The organism is Corynebacterium sp. HMSC14H10 (genome assembly GCF_001807105.1).
In the GTDB taxonomy this organism is placed as follows: Bacteria; Actinomycetota; Actinomycetes; order Mycobacteriales; family Mycobacteriaceae; genus Corynebacterium; species Corynebacterium jeikeium_D.
The window spans coordinates 166,085-185,618 of sequence record NZ_KV787412.1 but is presented as its reverse complement, the minus strand read 5'-3'; the positions used below and the strand labels follow the sequence as shown (position 1 = coordinate 185,618).

Annotated in this window: 19 protein-coding genes; 11 read left to right on the top strand and 8 right to left on the bottom strand. The window is 58.6% G+C overall.

The genetic code is table 11. The features are described 5' to 3' along the window. Positions 1–39 precede the first annotated feature (39 nt). Positions 40–1,383, top strand: coding sequence for a glycosyltransferase family 87 protein (locus tag HMPREF3135_RS03230; RefSeq protein WP_224784043.1), 1,344 nt, complete (start codon positions 40–42; stop codon positions 1,381–1,383). A gap of 2 nt (positions 1,384–1,385) precedes the next feature. On the opposite strand, the gene HMPREF3135_RS03225 is transcribed toward HMPREF3135_RS03230, so the two are convergent. After that, the gene (locus HMPREF3135_RS03225) at positions 1,386–1,583 is read right to left on the bottom strand and encodes a hypothetical protein (protein WP_048732933.1); all 198 of its coding nucleotides are present in this window, start codon (positions 1,581–1,583) and stop codon (positions 1,386–1,388) included. 264 nt (positions 1,584–1,847) lie between these two features. Between HMPREF3135_RS03225 and HMPREF3135_RS03220 the strand changes: the two genes are divergently transcribed. The 3 genes from HMPREF3135_RS03220 to HMPREF3135_RS03210 all read left to right on the top strand — a co-directional run bounded on the left by HMPREF3135_RS03220 (position 1,848) and on the right by HMPREF3135_RS03210 (position 6,123). Next, a complete protein-coding gene (locus tag HMPREF3135_RS03220) occupies positions 1,848–3,230 on the top strand; it encodes a M18 family aminopeptidase (protein ID WP_070437986.1) in 1,383 nt (460 codons plus the stop codon). A 135-nt stretch (positions 3,231–3,365) separates the two neighbouring features. Then, complete coding sequence (locus HMPREF3135_RS03215; RefSeq protein WP_070437983.1) at positions 3,366–4,778, top strand: M20 metallopeptidase family protein; 1,413 nt, start codon at positions 3,366–3,368, stop codon at positions 4,776–4,778. Between the two features lie 4 nt (positions 4,779–4,782). Beyond that, positions 4,783–6,123: an alpha-amylase family protein gene (locus HMPREF3135_RS03210; RefSeq protein ID WP_070437980.1), complete on the top strand. Its 1,341-nt coding sequence runs from the start codon at positions 4,783–4,785 to the stop codon at positions 6,121–6,123. 156 nt (positions 6,124–6,279) lie between these two features. On the opposite strand, the gene HMPREF3135_RS03205 is transcribed toward HMPREF3135_RS03210, so the two are convergent. Together HMPREF3135_RS03205 and HMPREF3135_RS03200 are read right to left on the bottom strand one after the other, a co-directional pair. Beyond that, the gene (locus HMPREF3135_RS03205) at positions 6,280–6,477 is read right to left on the bottom strand and encodes a hypothetical protein (protein WP_049172707.1); all 198 of its coding nucleotides are present in this window, start codon (positions 6,475–6,477) and stop codon (positions 6,280–6,282) included. Between the two features lie 89 nt (positions 6,478–6,566). Then, on the bottom strand, positions 6,567–8,618 hold the full coding sequence (locus tag HMPREF3135_RS03200; protein ID WP_070437977.1) for a DUF2339 domain-containing protein: 2,052 nt from the start codon (positions 8,616–8,618) through the stop codon (positions 6,567–6,569). A 157-nt stretch (positions 8,619–8,775) separates the two neighbouring features. Here HMPREF3135_RS03200 and HMPREF3135_RS03195 point away from each other — a divergent pair, with 157 nt between their 5' ends. The 7 genes from HMPREF3135_RS03195 to HMPREF3135_RS03170 all read left to right on the top strand — a co-directional run bounded on the left by HMPREF3135_RS03195 (position 8,776) and on the right by HMPREF3135_RS03170 (position 14,495). Beyond that, positions 8,776–9,384, top strand: coding sequence for an ECF transporter S component (locus tag HMPREF3135_RS03195; RefSeq protein WP_049193647.1), 609 nt, complete (start codon positions 8,776–8,778; stop codon positions 9,382–9,384). 8 nt (positions 9,385–9,392) lie between these two features. Beyond that, positions 9,393–11,009: an ABC transporter ATP-binding protein gene (locus tag HMPREF3135_RS03190; protein WP_070437974.1), complete on the top strand. Its 1,617-nt coding sequence runs from the start codon at positions 9,393–9,395 to the stop codon at positions 11,007–11,009. Continuing rightward, positions 11,006–11,824 carry an energy-coupling factor transporter transmembrane component T family protein gene (locus tag HMPREF3135_RS03185; RefSeq protein ID WP_070437971.1) on the top strand — a complete coding sequence of 273 codons (819 nt, stop codon included), beginning with the start codon at positions 11,006–11,008 and terminating at the stop codon, positions 11,822–11,824. The genes HMPREF3135_RS03190 and HMPREF3135_RS03185 overlap by 4 nt, the downstream gene beginning before the upstream one ends. 19 nt (positions 11,825–11,843) lie before the next feature. Then, on the top strand, positions 11,844–12,188 hold the full coding sequence (locus tag HMPREF3135_RS03180; protein WP_246818300.1) for a nucleoside/nucleotide kinase family protein: 345 nt from the start codon (positions 11,844–11,846) through the stop codon (positions 12,186–12,188). A 32-nt stretch (positions 12,189–12,220) separates the two neighbouring features. Further along, entirely contained in the window at positions 12,221–12,358 is a 138-nt protein-coding gene (locus HMPREF3135_RS11530; protein ID WP_246818299.1) for a nucleoside/nucleotide kinase family protein, read from the top strand. Then, positions 12,358–13,203, top strand: a complete 846-nt coding sequence (locus tag HMPREF3135_RS03175; protein WP_070437968.1) for a YdcF family protein — start codon at positions 12,358–12,360, stop codon at positions 13,201–13,203. Before HMPREF3135_RS11530 ends, HMPREF3135_RS03175 begins: the two co-directional genes overlap by 1 nt. Before the next feature lie 107 nt (positions 13,204–13,310). After that, positions 13,311–14,495 carry an acyl-CoA dehydrogenase family protein gene (locus HMPREF3135_RS03170; RefSeq protein WP_016422383.1) on the top strand — a complete coding sequence of 395 codons (1,185 nt, stop codon included), beginning with the start codon at positions 13,311–13,313 and terminating at the stop codon, positions 14,493–14,495. Between the two features lie 413 nt (positions 14,496–14,908). Here HMPREF3135_RS03170 and HMPREF3135_RS03165 read toward each other — a convergent pair whose 3' ends face one another. The 5 genes from HMPREF3135_RS03165 to HMPREF3135_RS03145 all read right to left on the bottom strand — a co-directional run bounded on the left by HMPREF3135_RS03165 (position 14,909) and on the right by HMPREF3135_RS03145 (position 18,904). Beyond that, positions 14,909–16,141: an amidohydrolase gene (locus tag HMPREF3135_RS03165; RefSeq protein WP_070437965.1), complete on the bottom strand. Its 1,233-nt coding sequence runs from the start codon at positions 16,139–16,141 to the stop codon at positions 14,909–14,911. Between the two features lie 82 nt (positions 16,142–16,223). Continuing rightward, positions 16,224–16,721, bottom strand: a complete 498-nt coding sequence (locus tag HMPREF3135_RS03160) for a hypothetical protein (protein WP_048732907.1) — start codon at positions 16,719–16,721, stop codon at positions 16,224–16,226. A gap of 107 nt (positions 16,722–16,828) precedes the next feature. Then, on the bottom strand, positions 16,829–17,440 hold the full coding sequence (locus HMPREF3135_RS03155) for a suppressor of fused domain protein (RefSeq protein ID WP_070437962.1): 612 nt from the start codon (positions 17,438–17,440) through the stop codon (positions 16,829–16,831). A gap of 30 nt (positions 17,441–17,470) precedes the next feature. Further along, complete coding sequence (locus HMPREF3135_RS03150; protein ID WP_070437959.1) at positions 17,471–18,115, bottom strand: ribonuclease FAU-1 family protein; 645 nt, start codon at positions 18,113–18,115, stop codon at positions 17,471–17,473. Between the two features lie 96 nt (positions 18,116–18,211). Next, complete coding sequence (locus HMPREF3135_RS03145; RefSeq protein WP_016422388.1) at positions 18,212–18,904, bottom strand: Rv1157c family protein; 693 nt, start codon at positions 18,902–18,904, stop codon at positions 18,212–18,214. Positions 18,905–19,534: the final 630 nt, after the last annotated feature.

Genomic DNA, 19,534 nt, shown 5'->3' with positions numbered 1-19,534 from the left:
AAACCCAATCAGGCCCCTGCGCTGACGCAATCGCCTGTGATGAGCTGGCCTCTTATGCTGGTCTCGCTGCTCGGTGGTCTTGCCTCGCTGCTGGCCTGGAATGGCCGCACCCAGCCGGACGATTGGGCGTCGCTCTGGGTGGGCGGGCTACTGATGGACAGGGGACTTGAGTCCCATCTCTATGATGCCGATCCAATCGATTTCACCGCCATGAGCGGAGAGGTCTGGCCACGCCTGGCGCAGGAAGTGTCTGCGCCATTTACGCATCCCTTTGTGCAAAACCCTTTGTTTGCAAAGGCTCTGGGAGCGATATCCCACGTCATGAGCTTTGAAACCTCGGTTGCTTGGTTGCTGTTTCTTTCCGGAATGGCCGTCGTGGTCCTGGTCGCAGCTTCCTACCACCTGTGGTTTCGGTCGACCATGCCCTGGGGCATCGCAGCGCTGGTTACCGCATGCGTATTCGCCCTGCCGACCACTCTCAATTCGTTCTGGATTGGTCAGACGACACCGCTGATTGTCGCGGGCGTCGCCTATGGGCTTGCTGCCTCGCGCACTCGTCCTTGGCTCGCGGGCATCGTCCTCGGCATTGTCGCATCCATTAAATTGACTCCGTATGCGCTCATCGCCGTGATGCTCTTTTTCGCTTATCGACGGCGCGCAGCCCTCTGGTCGCTGGCCACCACGGCGGTACTGGCGGTCTGGATGTTTATCCGCATTGACATGCCGGTTATTTCGGACTGGATTGACCGAATCGACGACATTGGTGCGTCGGTCTTGGTCGGTGGTGCGAATCAGTCGTTGGCGTCGACTTTAGCCACAGACCTGGGCAATCCTGATTTATTAGTAACAGTGGTTCGTGATTATCCGAGTCACGTGAAAACGATTCCACTGTGTATTGCGCTCGGCGTGGTGTTGATGGTCACGGCAGTTGCGTGGTTGAACCCGGTCTACCGGTTTGAGTTTCTAATCACCGGCGCGTGGCTTATTGCAGCCACATTCTCATCGATTCTTTGGACCCACTACATGTTGATGCTGGTCACGCCTGTGTTCGGTTTGGCCGCCATGGCGCGGAACCGATTGACCAGACAGTGGCCGTATATCGGTATTGCGTTGCTAGTGGTCCTGCTGACGTTCCCTGTGACAAACCCGATTGCTGCTACGCCGTATACCGGCGGATTTGTGTACTCGGGGATTACTGCGATGCTCTTGACGCTGGCATTGATGCTAGTTGTTGGTGGCTGCCACGCGTTTGCGGTACATCGGTACGGCGATGGTGATGCAGGCGAGGTTGGAGCTGGTTTTGGCAGTGAATTAGCTGCCGCGGAGACATTAAAATTTCCTCAGCCAGAGCCAATGGTCTTATTCGACTTGAGGAAGCGCTAGATTTAGCGGCTCAGCATAGAGACGATGTCACGGGCAGACATGTCGCTGTAAATCTCGTTCCGGGCGCTCTTAACCTGGTGGCCGAAGTGGACTGCGTTAGCGTCACTGCTGGTGTCGCGGGTAAGAGCTTCGCGCAGCGGCTGAGAGAAGAAGGCGCGCTTGGTAGTGAAAGAACGGGGGAACAGGTTTTCAAGGCTCACGGTATAAACCCTTTCTGTGGTCGGAATCCGGTCAGGATTCCGGTTTGAGAGTTTCTGTATTCAAATGGTTTTCTTTGATGCGGTTGCCACTATATGTCTGAATATGCCCGATATCGAGTTAAAACGGGCAAAAGTGACTAAGTGGATACCGTTCCCAACATGAAAGCTGCATCACACTGTGGACCGGCTCAATGCTCGGTCACGGTCAGTTGTGGGCTCCAATACAATGAAATCCGGAATCAAATGTGAAGTAGGAGTTTGGTTATGGCTATTTCTTCGGCACCCACCCCTGAGTCCCCGGATTCGGCGGATACCTCGGACGCGGCATCGCGCAGCGTTCCGGCGGCAGCGCTCAGTCACGTTGAGGATTTAATAGATTTTGTGGCTGCGTCGCCAAGCTCATTTCATGCGGCACAACAGGTCGTTGACCGTCTGAGTGCAGCCGGTGCCACGGTCGTCGACGAGCACGAGCAGTGGCCAAGCGAGCCCGGTGCCTACGTCCTGCGTCGCGATGGCGCTGCCGTTGCTTGGGTCGTCCCGGAGACGCCGGCTGCCGATTTCACCGGTTTCCGTATTGTGGGTTCTCACACGGATTCGCCCGGTTTTCGTATGAAGCCCAACGCGCGCACCTCCGCCGCAGGCTATGCGCAGGTCGCTGTAGAGGTCTATGGCGGCGCGTTGTTGGGAAGCTGGACCGACCGTGAAATCGAGTTCGCTGGTCGGGTAATTGATAAAAACGGCCATGAGCACCTTGCTCGCACTGGCCCGGTCGCGCGTATCCCGCAGTTGGCTATCCACCTCAATCGTGCAGTTAACGAAGAGGGATTGAAGCTCCACAAGCAGAATCACACTGCACCGATCATCGGACTGGAGACCTTCGGTACCGATGTGCACCAGGTCATCGCCGATGCTGCGGGACTGTCTATCGACGACATCGTCGCCTGGGACCTCATTTCCTTCGACACCCAGCAGCCGCGCACCTTTGGTGCTCACGATGAGTTCCTGGCTTCAGGTCGACTCGACAACCTGCTCAGCGTCCACTCCTCCCTGGTCGCCTTCGAGACCTTGCTCCGTCAAAACTGGAGCACGTCAACCACTATCCCTGTCATGGTCGCTTTCGACCACGAGGAAGTTGGGTCCGCCTCCACCACGGGCGCTGCAGGGCCACTGCTTGCCGACGTTCTGTCCCGCATCGCAGCGGCCACAGGCGCAGACCTGGAACGCACCCAGCAGCTCTACCGCGGTTCCATCTGTCTCTCGGCCGACGGCGCACACGGTGTGCACCCGAACTATGCAGGCGAACACGAGCCGGGGCACCAGCCGGAACTCAATGCTGGCCCAGTGGTGAAGATAAATGCCAACCAGCGCTACGCCACCACGGCGGCCGGTCAGGCGGAGGTTGTCCGAATCGCAGCGGAAACCTCCAAGCGCATTGGCCAGGAAGTGCCGGTGCAGTATTTTGTCTCTGCGAACCACAAGCCATGTGGCTCCACTATCGGCCCGATCACTGCAACGCGACTGGGTATCGACACCATTGATATCGGAGCTGCGATGGTTTCCATGCACTCGGCGCGTGAGATGTGCGGCACGATTGATCCATGGTGGTTGGCCGAACTCACCGTGGATTTCTGGGGTGCCGGAAACTAGCAGCTCGCTGGCAGCGCTGAAGTCACCTCTAGCAGGGGAGATGTCGGGGCGCTGTGGCCGTCGTGAAGCGAAAATGGGTGAGGGAGTTTCCGTAGCTGCTCGTCGTGGAGCCTATTTTCTGTCATGCTATGAACCATGACTGATGCTAACGACACCCTGCCGTCGCACCGCCTTGAAGTACCTATCGAAGAGGCGGTGGCATGGCGTCGCCAACTGCACCAGAATCCGGAGCTGAGCTTCCGGGAGTACAGGACCTCGGACATGATTGAGGATTTGCTCAATCAGTGGGACATCCCGACGTACCGGTTGACCCCGACGTCCGTAATTGGCGTCATCGAGGGAACAGCGGGCGACCCCAGCACTGGCCGTGTGATTGGCTACCGCGCGGATATTGACGCCCTGCCGATTCAGGAGGAAACGGGACTGCCGTATGCCTCGCGCACGCCAGGTGTGATGCACGCCTGTGGTCATGATGTTCACACGGCGATGCTGCTGGGCACGGCGAAGGTGCTCTCTGGAATGCGCGATCAGCTGCACGGCAAGGTGCTGTGCATCTTCCAGCACGCCGAAGAAATGCTGCCGGGCGGTGCTCGTGAGCTGGTCGACAAGGGTGCCGCCGATGACTTGGATGAGGTCTATGCCTTCCACGTCGCGCCGCATCCGGTGGGGCATGTGGGAATTTGCGCTGGGCGAGTGACAACCATGTCGGGCATTGTCTCCATCGCGATTCGTGGCCGTGGCGGTCACTCCTCGAACCCACAGCTGTCGATTGACCCGGTGCTCATCGCCAGTGAGGTGACTCTCATGCTGAACACGATTGTCTCCCGCGATGTGGATCCAAAGCACATGAATATCGTCAACGTCGGCTCACTGCATTCAGGTGAGGCCGGCAACGTGATTCCGGATACGGCCAACCTGGAAGTGTCCATCCGCTCGGTGGATGAGGCCGACTGGGAGATTGTCTGCCAGCGTATCGAGGCCGTCGTCAACGGCGTCTGCCAAGCTCACGGCGCACAGGCGACTTTCGACTGGCAGATTCCGTACCCGATGGTGGTCAACGCCGACATTGCAGTCAATCGTGCCTGGCATGCGGCGACGAAGGCGGTTGGCAACTCTAAGGTGTTCGCTGCCGATCCGTGGGCTCCTTCGGATGACTTCTCCTATTTTTCCCGTGAAGCGCCGGGCTGTTACATGTTCCTCGGCACCGGTGGCCCGGAAGCGGGTAATCCCTTCTTTCTCCACAATTCCAAGTTTAAAATTGTGGAGAGAGCCATGGTCAATGGCATGCGCACGGAAATCCAAATCGCGCTCGACGCACTGAACCCGTCGAAGAATCATCCGCCGGAGCGCCCTGCCACATCTCCGACCATGCCCGCAGCAGGTTCCGTGCCTCCACGGCCGCGGAAGGCAGGTCTTGGCACGCCGCAGTCGCATGCGGGGCAGGCGCGGGTGTCGTCAAGCGAATCGGCGGGGGAGACCTCACCGAGTCCTGAGGCGGCGGCATCAGATAATTCCAATCAGCCTCAGGCACCTAGAGAGGATGCATAGGACAATGTCCACGACCCCCAACGCCCCTGATAAGACGCTCGCTGCCGCACCTGAGTGGTCGAAGTGGGCGATTGGATGGCACGTCTATCCACTGGGGTTTGTGGGAGCGCCCATCCGTGAGAAGGGTCGAGGCGCCGCGCCGGGCAATCGAATTCACAAACTGATTGACTGGCTTCCGTACGTCCAGGAGCTCGGGCTCAACGTGCTGCAGCTGGCGCCAGTATTCGAGTCGACTAGCCACGGCTACGATACCGAGGACTACTACCGCATTGACTCGCGCCTGGGTACCGAAGAGGACATGAAGGCTGTCATCGAAGCTGCCCATGAGCGTGGCATCAAAGTGCTTTTCGACGGCGTTTTCAACCACATCGGGGCAGAGGCACCCGCGTTGAAGACCGCGAAGGAAAACCCTGACTCTGAAGAAGCACAGCTCTTTGCGTTTACTCACTCAGATGGCGACATGACCGCGCCGGTGTTTGAGGGCCATGAGAGTTTGGTCGAATTCGATCACACCAGTGACGCGACTGTTGATTTTGTCGTCAACGTGATGAATTACTGGCTGGCGCGGGGGATTGATGGCTGGCGACTGGATGCGGCCTACGCAGTGGACCCACAGTTCTGGCACAAGGTTTTGCCGCGAGTGCGTGCTGAGCACCCGCACGCCTTTATCTACGGCGAGGTCATCCACGGTGACTATGCGGAGATTGTGTCGGTGTCCGGCATGGACTCGGTGACGGAGTACGAGCTGTGGAAAGCGACCTGGTCTGCGCTGAAGGAGGAAAACTTCTTCGAGTTGGACTGGACTCTGAAGCGCCATAACACCTTCGCGGAGTCTTTTGTGCCGGTGACGTTTGTGGGAAACCACGATGTTTCACGCATTGCGACGCAGGTAGGGGCCGACAAGGCCGTGCTGGCGGCGACGGTGCTGTTTACCGTGGCCGGTGTGCCGCTGGTCTACTACGGCGACGAACAGGGCTACACCGGTCTCAAAGAGGAACGCATCGGCGGTGACGACCAGATTCGTCCAGTGTTCCCGGATAGTCCGGAGGAACTCTCTACGCTTGGCGCGGATTTCTACCGCGCTTACCAGCAGCTCGTTGCGGTGCGACGCCGGTTCCCATGGTTGCACTCCGCTCGCGTGGAGACTGATGAATTGCGCAATGGTTTTCTTCGCTACCGCGTGACCGCAACCGACGCGGCGCTCGTGGACGATGCTGCCGAGGCCTTGGGCGAGACTGGAGCTTCCGGCGAGATGCCCTCGCTCGTTGTCGAGCTGAACCTGGAAAACGGCGCAACCAGCGCCGTGATCCGTGATGGTGACCACGTGGAATTTGAGTTTTCCTAGGCTCTCTTGGCGGCTCTAGGCTGCCCTCGGAGAACCAAAACCGCCCGGACACAATGTCCAGGCGGTAATTCTTTCGTGCCCCATCGATGAGTGGGCACAAGGGGTAGTGACTGCGTTTATGTTTGCTGGCTACCCCTGTTTTCGCAGATGCAGTGATTACATCTCTGCGGTCTCAGCAGGGGTCATCTCGTCGGAGGATGCCGGAGTGGTGGCCTTCTGCTCGAAGGTCTCCGACGGGTTGGCCTGGTCGCCGACCTTCACGTCCGAGTCAACCTGATTCGGGGGAGAGCAAGCGACCAGGGCTGCTGCGGCAATGGCGGATGCGGCGATAGCGCCGGCGATGCGGTTACGCATGGATGTGGCTCCTCTGTCGGAAAAACAATAGCTACAAGGGGCTAATAAACTTTTCTCACATTATCTTAAAGCAATATCTTAGAGGATTCTTAACGGCTTGCGGGAACCAAGGGGCCAATCGCCCCCGCGCCGATGCATAGGGTTGCCCCCGGAGTCGCCTTTTCCACATCGACATGGAGAGTATTTCCGCCACCGTTGAGGTACACATAGCGCGGTCGCAGATCGTTGTTCATCTTCACGACTGTGGAACCACCGCGGGTTTGCTCTTCGGTCTCGAAAGGATTGGGGAGCGACAGGCGCACATCCATGTCCTCGGAGGCGGTGGCCGGGAACTCAAGCACCCAGTCACCGAGCTTGATGATGTTCTCCAACTTGATGTCCTCCGACGCGGTGCCGTCCTCGCCAACTGTGATGCGATGGCCACACTGCTCGACAGGGCCGTCAGTGACACGGGTGACCTCGGAGACCTTGGCGTCGATAAGCGAACCGTCTGTATTGAACATGCGCGGGTGACCGGTGACGCGCTCAAACGGCGGGCGATCGGAGACCGCATCAAACACCCGCGAGTACATGTTCATCGGAGCGGCGACGGGCACGAGAACTTCGAAGGGGACGGGCTGGTCGATGAGATTGTAGTCGATCGCCTTGTCGGGGCCAGCGGCATCGGCTTCCTCGCGCAGCGCGGACAGCGACGCCTTGGTGTTGCCGATCCACTCCATTGCGATGTCATCAGACCAGGCATTGCGGTAAGTGACCACGGAAATCGTGGAGGTGACAGCCAGCGCGATGCCCAGCGACCAAATCAGAATGTGCGTACGAGCCGGTAGCAGCGCTGGCGCCTCGTCCTTCGGTGGGAGTCCAGCCAGGGAGATCGCGACGCAGATTACGATCACGAGCGCGACATCAGAGTAGTAGTGCAAAGTGTGCGCCAGCACGCCAGAGGTGTTCTCTCCCGAGCGGAACAGGGTGATGGCGAACAAGGTGGTGAACATGTACGCCACCGATAGCGTCCACGGAGCCCAGCCACGGTAATCGCGGCCGATGAGGGTGGCGGACAGAATCAACAGGATAATGCCGCCGAGAGTAATCAGCTGAGACGAAGCGGAGGCAAACGGCTGTCCCGGAGCCCAGCGTTCCCAGCTTGTTGGTCCGCCGATGATGCCGGCAAAAATCTGGCCGAGGCCGTTGAAGAACAGTTCGGGCTGTAGCTTGTCGGAAATGAAGCCAGTGGTTTCGGCGGGGCCGAAGTAGTACCACAGTGCCCAGGCGCCGGTCAGCAGCATCGATGGGATCCAGATGACGAGGCCACGGCGGAGAACCTGCAGGATATTTCTGCGTTCCATGTAAGCCAACGTGACGACAACCAGCATGGAAATCGGCGCGATAGCCAGGGACTTCTCAAAGAACCCGAGCGCCACGGCCAGCAGCACGAACAGGCCTACGGCCTCCCCCGGGCGAGGGCCGAAGGAACGACGCATAGTCGTGCGAATAGCGACAATCATGAAAACCACGAATGCTAGGTGGAACGGCTGGGAATTGGCCGCGGCCGACCACCAGGTGTCGCCCGGAAGCATCAGCGGTGTCCAGGCGACGACCGTGATGAGGAAGAGCGATACCAGCGTGCGGCCGGTGAGAAGCTCAAAGAGTTTAGCTGTGGCGTATGTCAGCACTACCGACATCACGGCCATGGTGATAGCCGGTAGCCACCAGTTCCACGGCGCGATGAGGTGATAGAGGCCTTGCACCAAGAAGGCCAGTGGTGCAAGGTGCCCGTCGTGATCCTGAAGCAGGTAGTCCTTGCTCAGCAGTGGGGTGTCGTAAAGGTGGCCAACAATGATGAAGTCATCCCAGTAAAAACCATGGCTAGTCAGCACCAGAATGCGAGCGACAAGCTGTATCGCAATAACAACTCCGATGAGTGGCCACCACTGCTTCGCAGACAGGTCAAGTCTCTCGCCCCACGTCAATGTGGGCATGTAGTATGGGCGAGAACTTTCCTGCTCAGCGGTGTTGTCAGCACCAGGGGCCTCGGCAGTTTTCACTGCGGAATCCGCGACTGTCCCCTCATCGCCCACTGTCGGCGTATGAGGGGTTTGGGCAGTTGGGGTATCTCCTGTAGATGACCGCTCGGCTTTAGTCATGGTTCCTTATGTTATCTAGGCCATCTGCTGGGCGCGGTAGGGTAGGCAAAAGTTAGTGCTTAGGGCGTGTCGACACAGGCTTCATACGCCGCTAATGAATACATCAATAATGTTTGAGCAATACCGCTCGAGTTAAAGAAAAATAGGAGCAAGTGGGATGACGCAATCGGCGAGTGCAGCGCGCACTAACTTCTCGTGGCGAAATATTGACATCATCATTGCAGCTGTTATCGGCGTGGCCGTTGGCCTGATTTTTGTTATCTGGAACATCATCGGCGGTGCGGGCTATGAAGCAGTCAACGCGCTTACTCCTGGTCTTGGCGGTTTGGTCGCTGGTATGTGGTTCCTCGGTGGTCCGCTCGGCGCGTACATCATTCGCAAGCCGGGTGCCGCTATCTTCGTCGAGGTAATCGCAGCGACGGTTTCAGCACTGATCGGTAACCAGTGGGGTATCTCCACCCTGTACTCAGGTTTGGCGCAGGGGCTCGGCGCGGAGCTGGTGTTCCTCATTTTGGCGTATAAGAGCTACAACCTGGTCACCGTGGTTATCTCGGGTCTCATGGCAGGTGTCGGCGCGTGGACTTTTGAGCTTTTCACTGGCAACCTGGCCAAGACTTTCGAATTCAACGTCATCTACCTGATCTCCACGGCGCTGTCGGGTGCCGTCCTCGCCGGTCTGCTGGCTTACTTCCTGGCTAAGGCACTGGCGGCAACTGGAGCGCTGGATCGTTTTGCCATCGGGCGAGAGCGGCACGACGACGTCTAGGAAAATCGATGACAGATGAGGCGTTGACGCGGGGGCCGTCGTCAAGCGGAAATGTCCCTGCGGTGAGCGCGCGGGGGTTCGGATATCGGCACGCGGGGCGCAAAGCTGCGGTACTGAACGACATCACGCTGGACATCGAGCGCGGTGAAAAGGTGCTGTTGCTCGGCGCGTCGGGGATGGGGAAGTCGACGCTGCTCGCCGCTATTGCTGGCGTGCTTGGCGACGACTCCGATGGCGAAGCCACCGGAAAGCTCCTGATTGAAGGTCGTACTCCTGCTTCCGCACGGGGTTCGGTGGGCTTGGTGCTGCAAGACCCTGACTCGCAGACGATTAGTGCTCGCGTTGGCGACGATGTTGCCTTTGGTGCGGAAAACCTGGGCGTTGCCCCAGCTGAGATTGGCAACCGAGTGCGCGCCAGCCTGGATTTGGTGGGGCTGGATTTGCCGCTGGATCATCCCACGCACAGACTTTCGGGTGGGCAGAAGCAGCGCCTCGCATTGGCAGGTGTGCTGGCAATGGGCGCACGGGTCATTTGTTTGGACGAGCCGACGGCCAACATCGACCCGGCCGGTGTGCCGGTACTACGCGATGCTGCGATTACCGCGGCGGAGAGAACCGGTGCGGCACTGATTGTGGTCGAGCATCGAGTGGATGCGTGGGTCGATGTGGTCGACCGCATCATCGTGCTGGGCTGCGGAGGTGTGATTGCCGATGGTGCACCGCATCGGGTCTTGGAAGACTACGGGCAGGCTCTGACGGATGCTGGGGTGTGGATTCCGGGTGCTCCGCCCGCGCTGCCGGATGCGCGTTCAGTTGCCTGCGACCAGGACGGGCACCCTAGCGGTGACATCGCGATCGAAACCCGCGAGCTGGACATCGGCTATGGCGCGAAGAAGTCGTGGTTCAGGGGTAGCGAAACTGTTGAGCCTATTGCTCGCGGAGTATCCGTTTCTATCCCATCCGAAGCTTCCACCTGCATCGTTGGTCACAATGGCAGCGGGAAGTCCACGTTAGCGCTGACGCTCGGCGGCCTGCTTGAGCCGATGGCGGGCACGGTCCAAGTGGCCGGCAGCGGTAGTGCGCCGTGGAAATGGCCGTCGAAGAAGTTGGCTACTCGGATTGGCACGGTCTTCCAAGACCCCGAGCACCAATTCGTCACCGGCACAGTGCTGGAAGAGTTGCAGCTTGGCCCGAAGCTTGTCGGTGTCAACGCTGATAAGCGCATCGAGGAATTACTTGAGCGGCTGCGGCTAACGGCCCTGACCAAGGCGAATCCGTTCTCACTCTCGGGCGGTGAGAAGCGACGTCTGTCGGTGGCGACCATGCTGGCGACAGCGCCGGATATTGTGCTTCTCGACGAACCGACGTTCGGCCAAGACCGCCGGACATTCACCGAGCTGCTCACTTTGCTTCGCCAGCTTGCTGACGACGGCCGAACTGTTATCTCGATTACCCACGATCCATTGGTGGTACAAGCGATGGGGGACTACGTCATCGACATGGATTCGTTTCATCCGGAGCGGTCAGGCCGTGCGGCGCCGGGACAGCGTGGTTCAGGGGAGCAGGCCGGTCCGAGCCGCACTAGCGGTGCGCGCGGCCAGGGCGAAGCAGGAGGGAAATCGTGACTGAAGTCGGTTCCGCCGGTACGGCTGAAGGTACGCAGAGCGCCACTTCGAGTAAGCAGCCTTTCCTCGCGACGGTCAACCCGGTGGCGAGAGTACTGGGCCTGTTCTTGCTCACCACACCGCTGCTGATTTCCATCGACTGGGTCTCCGCAGTGGTCGCGCTTGTCTGCACGCTTTTCTTGGTGCCGCTGTCGGGTTTGGGTTTTCGTCGTTTTCTAGGACGCAGCCTGCCACTTCTTATCGCCGCGCCCATCTCAGGAATCTCGATGGCGCTCTACGGCAACCCGGAGGGCAAAGAGTATTTCTCCTTTCTGCTTGCGCATGTGACGGATAATTCCATTTCCCTGGCCATCGCGATTATGTTGCGTGTGCTGGCTATCGGTACTCCAGTTATCGTGCTGACAGCCAATATCGACCCCACCGATCTGGGCAATGGGCTGGCGCAGATTCTCAAGCTGCCCAGCCGCTTTGTGCTGGCAACGGTGGCGAGTCTGCGACTCGTCGGCCTATTCATCAGCGATTGGCAGGCGCTGACCCGAGCCCGTCGCGCACGCGGTTTGGGTGACCACGGCGCAATCCGCCGCATTATTTCCCAGGTGTTCGCTCTGCTGGTGTTCGCGCTGCGCCGCGGCACCAAACTGGCTACAGCCATGGAAGCCCGCGGCTTTGGTGCACCGATTAAGCGTACGTGGTGGCACACCTCGACATTGGCCGCGCGTGACTATGTCACCATGGCCGCCTGCCTTGCCATCGCCGTCGCAGCAATCGGTATTTCCGTGTGGGCCGGGGAGTTCCGCTTCCTGGGCGTGGCGTAGCAAAGGCGTTTCGATCACGATGATTCTGCTTATCGATGGCCGTTCCGGCAGTGGCAAAACCACCTTTTCGGCAAAGTTGCACAGTATCCTCGGTTGGCCAGTTATCCACTTGGAGGATGTCTATCCGGGCTGGTCCGGCCTGCAGAAAGCATCGGCCGAAGTCGCGGAGACCATTTTGAACCCCGCTCTACCGGCCGACAAGCGCGGGTATCGCCGTTGGGACTGGTACGCCAGTGATTCGCCGAGTGGGTCCCCACGCCACCGGACTCCTCGCTCATCGTTGAAGGCTGTGGCGCTGTCACTGAAGCTAACCTTGCTGCTGCCCGCGCCATCGGCGACGGCAACGCCTGGGGAGTCTGGGTAGAGCTGGACACGCAGACTCGATTTGCCCGTGCCATGGCTCGCGACGACCACTTCGAGGAACACTGGGACATGTGGGCCGAGCAGGAATCCCAGCATATGGCGAAGCACAATCCGCAACAGCTCGTCGACTGGACCATCAACGTCCCAGAACAGTTAACGTGGAAGCTCTGATGAGAAAAACACTCGCGTGCCTCGGTGCAGGCTTCGGTTCCATGCTCCTCGTCGGCGGACTACGCGTCGCCGCTAATTCGGAGCTACGCCCACCACGCCTGCCCAATCGCAGACCTCCGCGGTGGGTTCTTCCCACAGTAGGTGCCGCGTGGACACTGGCCAGCTGCCGCGCCTACTACGCTCGCGCATCGCATCGCTTGACGACGCCCCTGCTCGCCGGCCTCGCAGTACCAGGAGCCGCAGCGATCGTTTTCGAGGCCGTTCGTCTTCGATGTGCAGCCAAAAAACCAACTCTGCCGCCACACACCGTGGTTGTACTGGGATGCGGATTGAAGAACAATCGGCCCTCGGCCCTGCTGGCCAGAAGATTACAGCGAGCAGTCTCAGCGTGTGATGAGCGTACCGAGCGAATCATCTGCTCCGGTGGGGTCGGCAGTGAAGCGGTGACAGATGCCACCTGCTCCGAAGCGGACGCCATGGTGGAGTGGTTGAAGGCGAACGCTGGGGACGTCGTAAAGCGTGGCGACATCGAGTTGATCCCCGAGGACCAATCGACGAATACGTCGGAAAACATTGACTATGCGTGCGAATTGATGCGCGGCATGGACGGTGCGTTGAGCGCTGGAACGGTTGTTGTGACCAGTGATTTTCATGCGCCACGGGTAGCGAAGCTCATGCGCGAACGGGGGCTGGAACCCTGGTGTGTCGTCGGCGCCTATACGCCGTTGAGGTACTGGGCGACATCGCTGCTGCGGGAATTCCTCGCGCAGTTTATTCTGTGGGCGCCGAGCGGCAACGCGAGAATTTTACGAATTTCGCGGGTAGAGCGAAGCGTTAGCCACTAGTATCGAACGAAGATAAATACGTCGTGCGGTGATAGTGCTGCGTAGAAATGCGTAGAGCGCGATATCGAACACGACATCGGAATCATTAAATCGGGAGGAACACCCACATGGCTTTGACCCCAGGATTCGACCTGTTCCAGCTGCCAGAGGAGCACCAGGAGCTCCGCGCCGTTATCCGTGATCTGGCGGAGAAGCAGATTGCTCCGTACGCAGCGGACGTCGATGAGAACGAGCGTTTCCCGGAGGAGGCCCTGAAGGCTCTTAACGAGGCTGGCTTCAACGCCGTCCACGTGCCGGAGCAGTTCGGTGGCCAGGGTGCGGACTCGGTTGCGGCCTGCATTGTCATTGAGGAAGTTGCTCGTGTCTGTGGCTCGGCTTCTCTTATCCCGGCTGTGAACAAGCTGGGCACCATGGGCTTGATCCTCAAGGGCTCCGACGAGCTGAAGAGCAAGGTTCTGCCGGACATCGCCAACGGTGAAATGGCTTCCTACGCACTGACTGAACGTGAGGCTGGTTCGGATGCCGGTTCCATGAAGACCCGCGCGGTCCGTGAGGGCGATGAGTGGGTCCTCAACGGCTCCAAGTGCTTCATCACGAACGGTGGCCGCTCCACCTGGTACACCGTCATGGCTGTCACCGACCCGGAGAAGGGTGCTAACGGCATCTCTGCATTCATGGTCCACAAGGACGACGAGGGTTTCCGCGTCGGTGGCTTGGAGCACAAGCTGGGTATCAAGGGTTCCCCGACCGCGGAGCTGTACTTCGAAAACTGCCGCATCCCGGCTGACCGCATCATCGGCGAAGAGGGCACCGGTTTCAAGACTGCCCTGGAGACCCTGGACCACACCCGCCCGACTATTGGTGCACAGGCACTGGGCATCGCGCAGGGTGCTTACGACTACGCCGTTGGTTACGTGCAGGAGCGTCAGCAGTTCGGCAAGCCGATTGCTGCTTTCCAGAACACCCAGTTCATGCTGGCTGACATGCGTATGAAGATTGACGCTGCTCGTCTCATGGTCTACACCGCAGCCGCTAACGCTGAGCGTGGCACCGCTGAGGGCGGCGCTCGCCTGGGTCTGATGGCCGCAAACGCCAAGACCTTCGCCTCTGACGTTGCTATGCAGGTCACCACCGATGCCGTGCAGCTGCTCGGCGGTTACGGCTTCACCCGTGACTTCCCGGTTGAGCGCATGATGCGTGACGCCAAGATCACCCAGATCTACGAGGGCACCAACCAGATTTGCCGCATGGTCGCAGGTCGCCAGATTCTCGCAGACGCACAGAAGCGCTAATCACCAGCGTAAACGCTAAGCCCTCGCTACCAAGGCGGGGGCTTTTTCATGCCACCGCATCACTCAGGATTTGTCGCTTAACCCCAATGCGAGTTACTGACTGCATTTATGACCAGCGGCGGTGGGGCGATGCGAGTTACTGACTGCGTTTATGACAAAAATGGCCCGAAAAACGGCTTCAAAGTGTCATAAACTCACACAGTTTCACATTTGCAGCCCGTAAATTTTGCGTTAAGTAGCAAGAAGCGTGTCCAATCGGCGTGCACCGGGGTCTACTTTTCTCTTAACCCCCGGTTTTTCGGCCGTCCCGCACGAGCCCCGCACGAGTCCCGCACGAGCCCCGCACGAGTCCGGCACTACACCATCCACCAGCTCGCCAGCAGCCGCACGCATCAGCCTCGCTGATCACACCCTCATTTCGCCAACCAAGCACAGGCCGCTACAACGATTGCCTCTGCTCCCCGGTCAAGAGTGGGTTGGAGGTCAGGGGCGAAAGCTGGGTTGTGGTTGCCAACAGCGCTGCTCTCATCCGCGAAACCGCCGAGCCCCCAGTACGTATATGGCACGCCAAGCGCATCGGGGATGATTGAGAAATCTTCAGAGGCGGGCACTGCGTCCAAGTCGGAGACTTCTTCACCGAAGTACGCGTCGAATGCCTCACGCACAGTATTCGTGGCATCCCCGTCATTATTCGTGAGGGGATAGCGGTCGTAGTAAGTGAACTGCGGGTCTTGAGGGCTGCGGGCAGCAACGCACTCTGCTCGTACAATGCGCTCGATTGCCTCTTTGAGGTGTTCGGTCACGGCGCTGTTGTAGGCACGAGTGTTGATGAGCAGCTCTGCGGAGTCAGGAATGATGTTGGACTTAGTTCCCGCTTGAATCGCACCAACGGTCACCACTGCGGTCTCGGTGGCCGCTACCTCACGCGAGACAATGGTCTGAAGGCGCATCACAATGGTGGATGCCAAGACAACGGGATCGACACTGAGCTCCGGCATGGATCCATGGGAGCCATTACCGTGCACAGTGACTTTGACCGAGAATGCAGAGGAGAGAACTGGCCCGCGGCGAGTTCCCACATAACCGCCGGGCAAGCTAGCTAGTACGTGTTGACCGAGATAAACGTCGGGACGCGGAATAGCCCTCTCCAGATCTGCCGCCAGCATTGCGCGTGCACCTTCGGCGGTTTCTTCAGCGGGTTGGAAAATACCGATGAATGTGCCAGACCACTGATCAAGGTTTTCGTTGAAAGCCTGCAGCGCTGTGAGCAAAGACATCAGGTGGAAGTCGTGCCCACAAGCGTGGGCGACGGGGACCTCTGTGCCGGTCTTTTCATCAATCTGCGTTGCCGTGGAGGCGTAGTCTTTGCCGGAAGTCTCCTTCACCGGTAGCGCATCAATGTCTGCGCGCATAGCTACAATCGGCCCGGCACCGTTCTCAATAATGGCAACGATGCCGGTGTCTCCGACGCGATTTGTGGAAATACCTGAAGATTCGAGCTCCTGAATAATCCGGTCTGCAGTGCTGTGCTCCTGCATGGAAAGCTCAGGGTGCCGGTGGAAATATTTGTACAGTTCCTCGCGCTGGGATTGGGTGGACGCGAGACCATTCAGAATCTTTCTGGCGCTCTCAGTATTAGTGGGCATACCTAAAATGTACGCCGACCTAAAGCGGACGGTGGAGGCCCTGGAAGGCATCCCCGTCCCGCCCCAAACCTCTAAGAGCTGCCTACGTCGTCACAAAGAACTTCTGGTTACGCTCGCCGCGGTAGGACTGGGCGGTTGCAGTTGCGGCGATGATAGAGGCAACAATCAGCAGGCCAGCTGTAATCAAACCGAGCGCCGACGAGTCTCCGGAGCGTACCTGGGAAATCGTTCCGACCAGCGTCATTGATGCATTAATGACAAAAACTGCCGCCGCCACGGACAGCACCGTGCGCGCTGCAGTCGATCCTTCAAGGAGTTTGCCAGCAAGCCACCAGCACGCAATCGCCGTTGCCGTCTGCGCGAGAATCGCAAACGCGAAGCTCACGGCCAAGCTGGTCTGTGCAGCAGAAACCTCGATGTTGTTGGCCTTTGCCGCTTCCGTAACAGTCGCGTCCCATTTCAATAGGGAACTGACCACGGTGAGGATTAGCGCTGGGACGTAAACATATACCGCGAGCCGCCACCACCTAAAGGACTGCGCCGCATGGAAAGGAACGTCTTTAGCCGAATTGACTGCCATAATTCCATACTCTAAACCACGCTGTCGCGGCGCGAAACGTCACTGCTAGGTTGAACTTATCGCTTGCCGACGAGCAGATAACCGGCAACCACCACAAAAGCTAACTTTTATACAGCGCTGGTGCGGTGCGGGTCGGTGAAGTCGACACCTTGGGTTTCCCACACGCGACGCAGTTCGTCAACGCCCTTAGCCCGAGCAAGGGCAAATTCGTTGGTCGTGGCCGGGACCGGCTGGAAGATTGTGACTTCGGTTTCCTCCACCGCGACCGGCGGGATTTCTGCCTTGAACAGCACAAAACCGGTGAAGCGCGACTGATCCCACAGTGGCTGGCCGAAGTCAATAAGTGCCCCCTCGGTCAGGACGAGGCCTTCGATGCTTGGGGAAGCGGCAAGAATACCCAGCGGGCGGATGACTTCGTCCAGTCCACCACGAATAGGCAAGATGAGTTCGGCACGCGGGCCAGAGTTGGTGTCCACCACCATTGCGGACGGATCTTGCATCGCCTCGGCACTGCAACCCAGTGTTGCATAGGTGACAATCCGGTCTGTGTCAGGTCCGAAGCGCAGCATCTTCAGTGGCGCAGAGCCAAGGAAGGTCAGCTGGGCTTCGCCGGGGTTGGACTCTTCAAAATAGGAGGTAAATGCTGCTCGGACTGCTTTGATAATCGCATTGCTATCGGTGCCGGCGGGAGGAATGGGGCCGGTTAAGTTATCGAACACGGGCGGTACTCCTTTGTTGAGGTGGTCGTTCTAGGCCGCAGGCGAAAGCTCAACGGCATCAGCCCACGTCGCATCGAGGTTCAAAGTCTGCATCCACGCATCAATGTTGTCACCGTGTGCGGCGATTGCGGCGCGTGCAGTCAGCGTGGTCTCGATGGCGAACTCGGTGAGTTCATCGCTAATCAGTCCCTGAGTGTGGGCAGCGACAAGCTCGTCGACATCTTCAACTCGAATCTGTGTGGCCGCATCGACGGGTAGGGGAGCTATGGCCTCAGAGTCGGTCGGTGCCTGCAGGATGTCGAGGTACAAATCGGTCATACGCCAGCACTGCGGATCAGTCCGGTCGATGCTGACAATATCGACGTAGCGTTGGTGTTCCACCTTCACGCCCGGGCGGAAGTGATAAATGCTGATGCGCAACCCCTCGTCGGCAAGCAGGAATGACTCAAGATATCCAAACTTTGGATGATCCATCCCACGGCGCATATAAAGGCGGCTGGGAGTGAGAGTTCGGAACTCGTCGACATTGCGCCGAAAGCCCTTGGGGTCGGTGTTGACCATTTCACGTAGGTCAAAGGTCTCGACTTTCGGAGGATGTGTGTCCTGACTCGAGCGAATTGGGGAGAGTGCAGGAGCTGCCGCGGTCGAAGCCGAAGTGGCCGGTGAAGTGGACATGCGAATACCTTAACGTGTAGGGGTTGCCTTTTTGGGCATAGAAAAGCCCTTTCTGCATACGTGATGCAAAAAGGGCTAGGGGAGAACTAGAAAAACTTAGTTCAGGCCGACCGGGAAGACACCGGCGGTCGGAGTGTAGCTGCAGTTGGTGGGACCAGGCTCTTCCTGAGTGGTGATACCGCCCTGCATGACAGCGATGACCACGCCCTTGCCCGTGTCAGCGGTGCCGTTGACAGCGCCCGGGCCCTCCTCGGCGTTGATGCCGTTGTTCTCCAGGGTGGTCTTGCCGTACTTGCCGTTAGCAACGTTGACCCAGTAGACATTCATCTCTGTGTCCTGCTGCTTAGCCAGCTGCTTGGTGCCCAGGCCAGTGAAAATGAAGCCAAGCTGGTTTTCTGGAACACCTGGCAGAGGCAGGTCTGCCGGGCCCGGAACGGTAGTGGCCAGGCCGAAGGAACGACCTTCGCCGCCGATGCACTTGTCGGCAACAGTAGGCAGCAGGAACTGGTTGGTCTTCGGGGCACCTTCCGGAACCTTGAAGCCCGGCTCGCCCTCGCCCTCACCAGTCAGGAAGTCAATTCCCTTGTTCAGTGCGCTGGAAATTTCCTCAGGAACGCCTGGGGAGTTAATGATGTCGCGCGCGTTGCCGTAGAGATTCGGCGAAGCGATGTTCAGGGAGTCCAGCGACGGGGAAGCAGAAGCGGCGGGAGTCATGCCCGCAGTGAGAATTGCAGCTGCACCCAAGGTCGCTGCGGCACGGCGCAGGAAGGAGCGTCCAGTCGAAACCACGGTGAAGAACCTCTCATTCGTGGGCTATTGGAGTCGGAATCAAAATTTCGGAATCGTTGCTCATCTTAGAACGACTCCAACGTGAAATGGAAAGATTTGAAAAAGAAATGTTCAGAATCTTCTCAGGAGATTTACGCACGGATTCCCGTGTGTCGCAAGTTAATTAGAGTTGTTTTTGATGTAGAACGAGATGATTGTGAAAATTGAGGCGAAATGTGTATGTATGGGGTTAATGGTGTTTCGCAGTGTGTAAGCGGGTGAAGTCAAGTCTCATCCCGTGGGGTTACAACTATGGCATTTGGTCACATCTATCACATGGTGGGCTGAGAGATTGCCGTCGTGAAGCGTTGTGGCGCTGGCGGATATGCCGTTATGGCTGTCGGTAAAGCGGGGGTGCAGTAAGGGGGTAATTTATCCCTAAGGGTGGCGCGGCAGTGCCACTTTGCATGACGGATAGGTGCTCGGGGTTGCGAGAATCTCTGCCAGATGTGCAGGGGCATTAAGAAGGAGTACACTGTAGAACGCTTTATTACGCGTTGATGCGGGGCGTTAAAGGCAGTCGTAAAGACAGTCCTTTAGAGCAAGGCCGTATCTTTTTCTTTTAGTCCTCTTAGCTTGTTAGGAGCTATC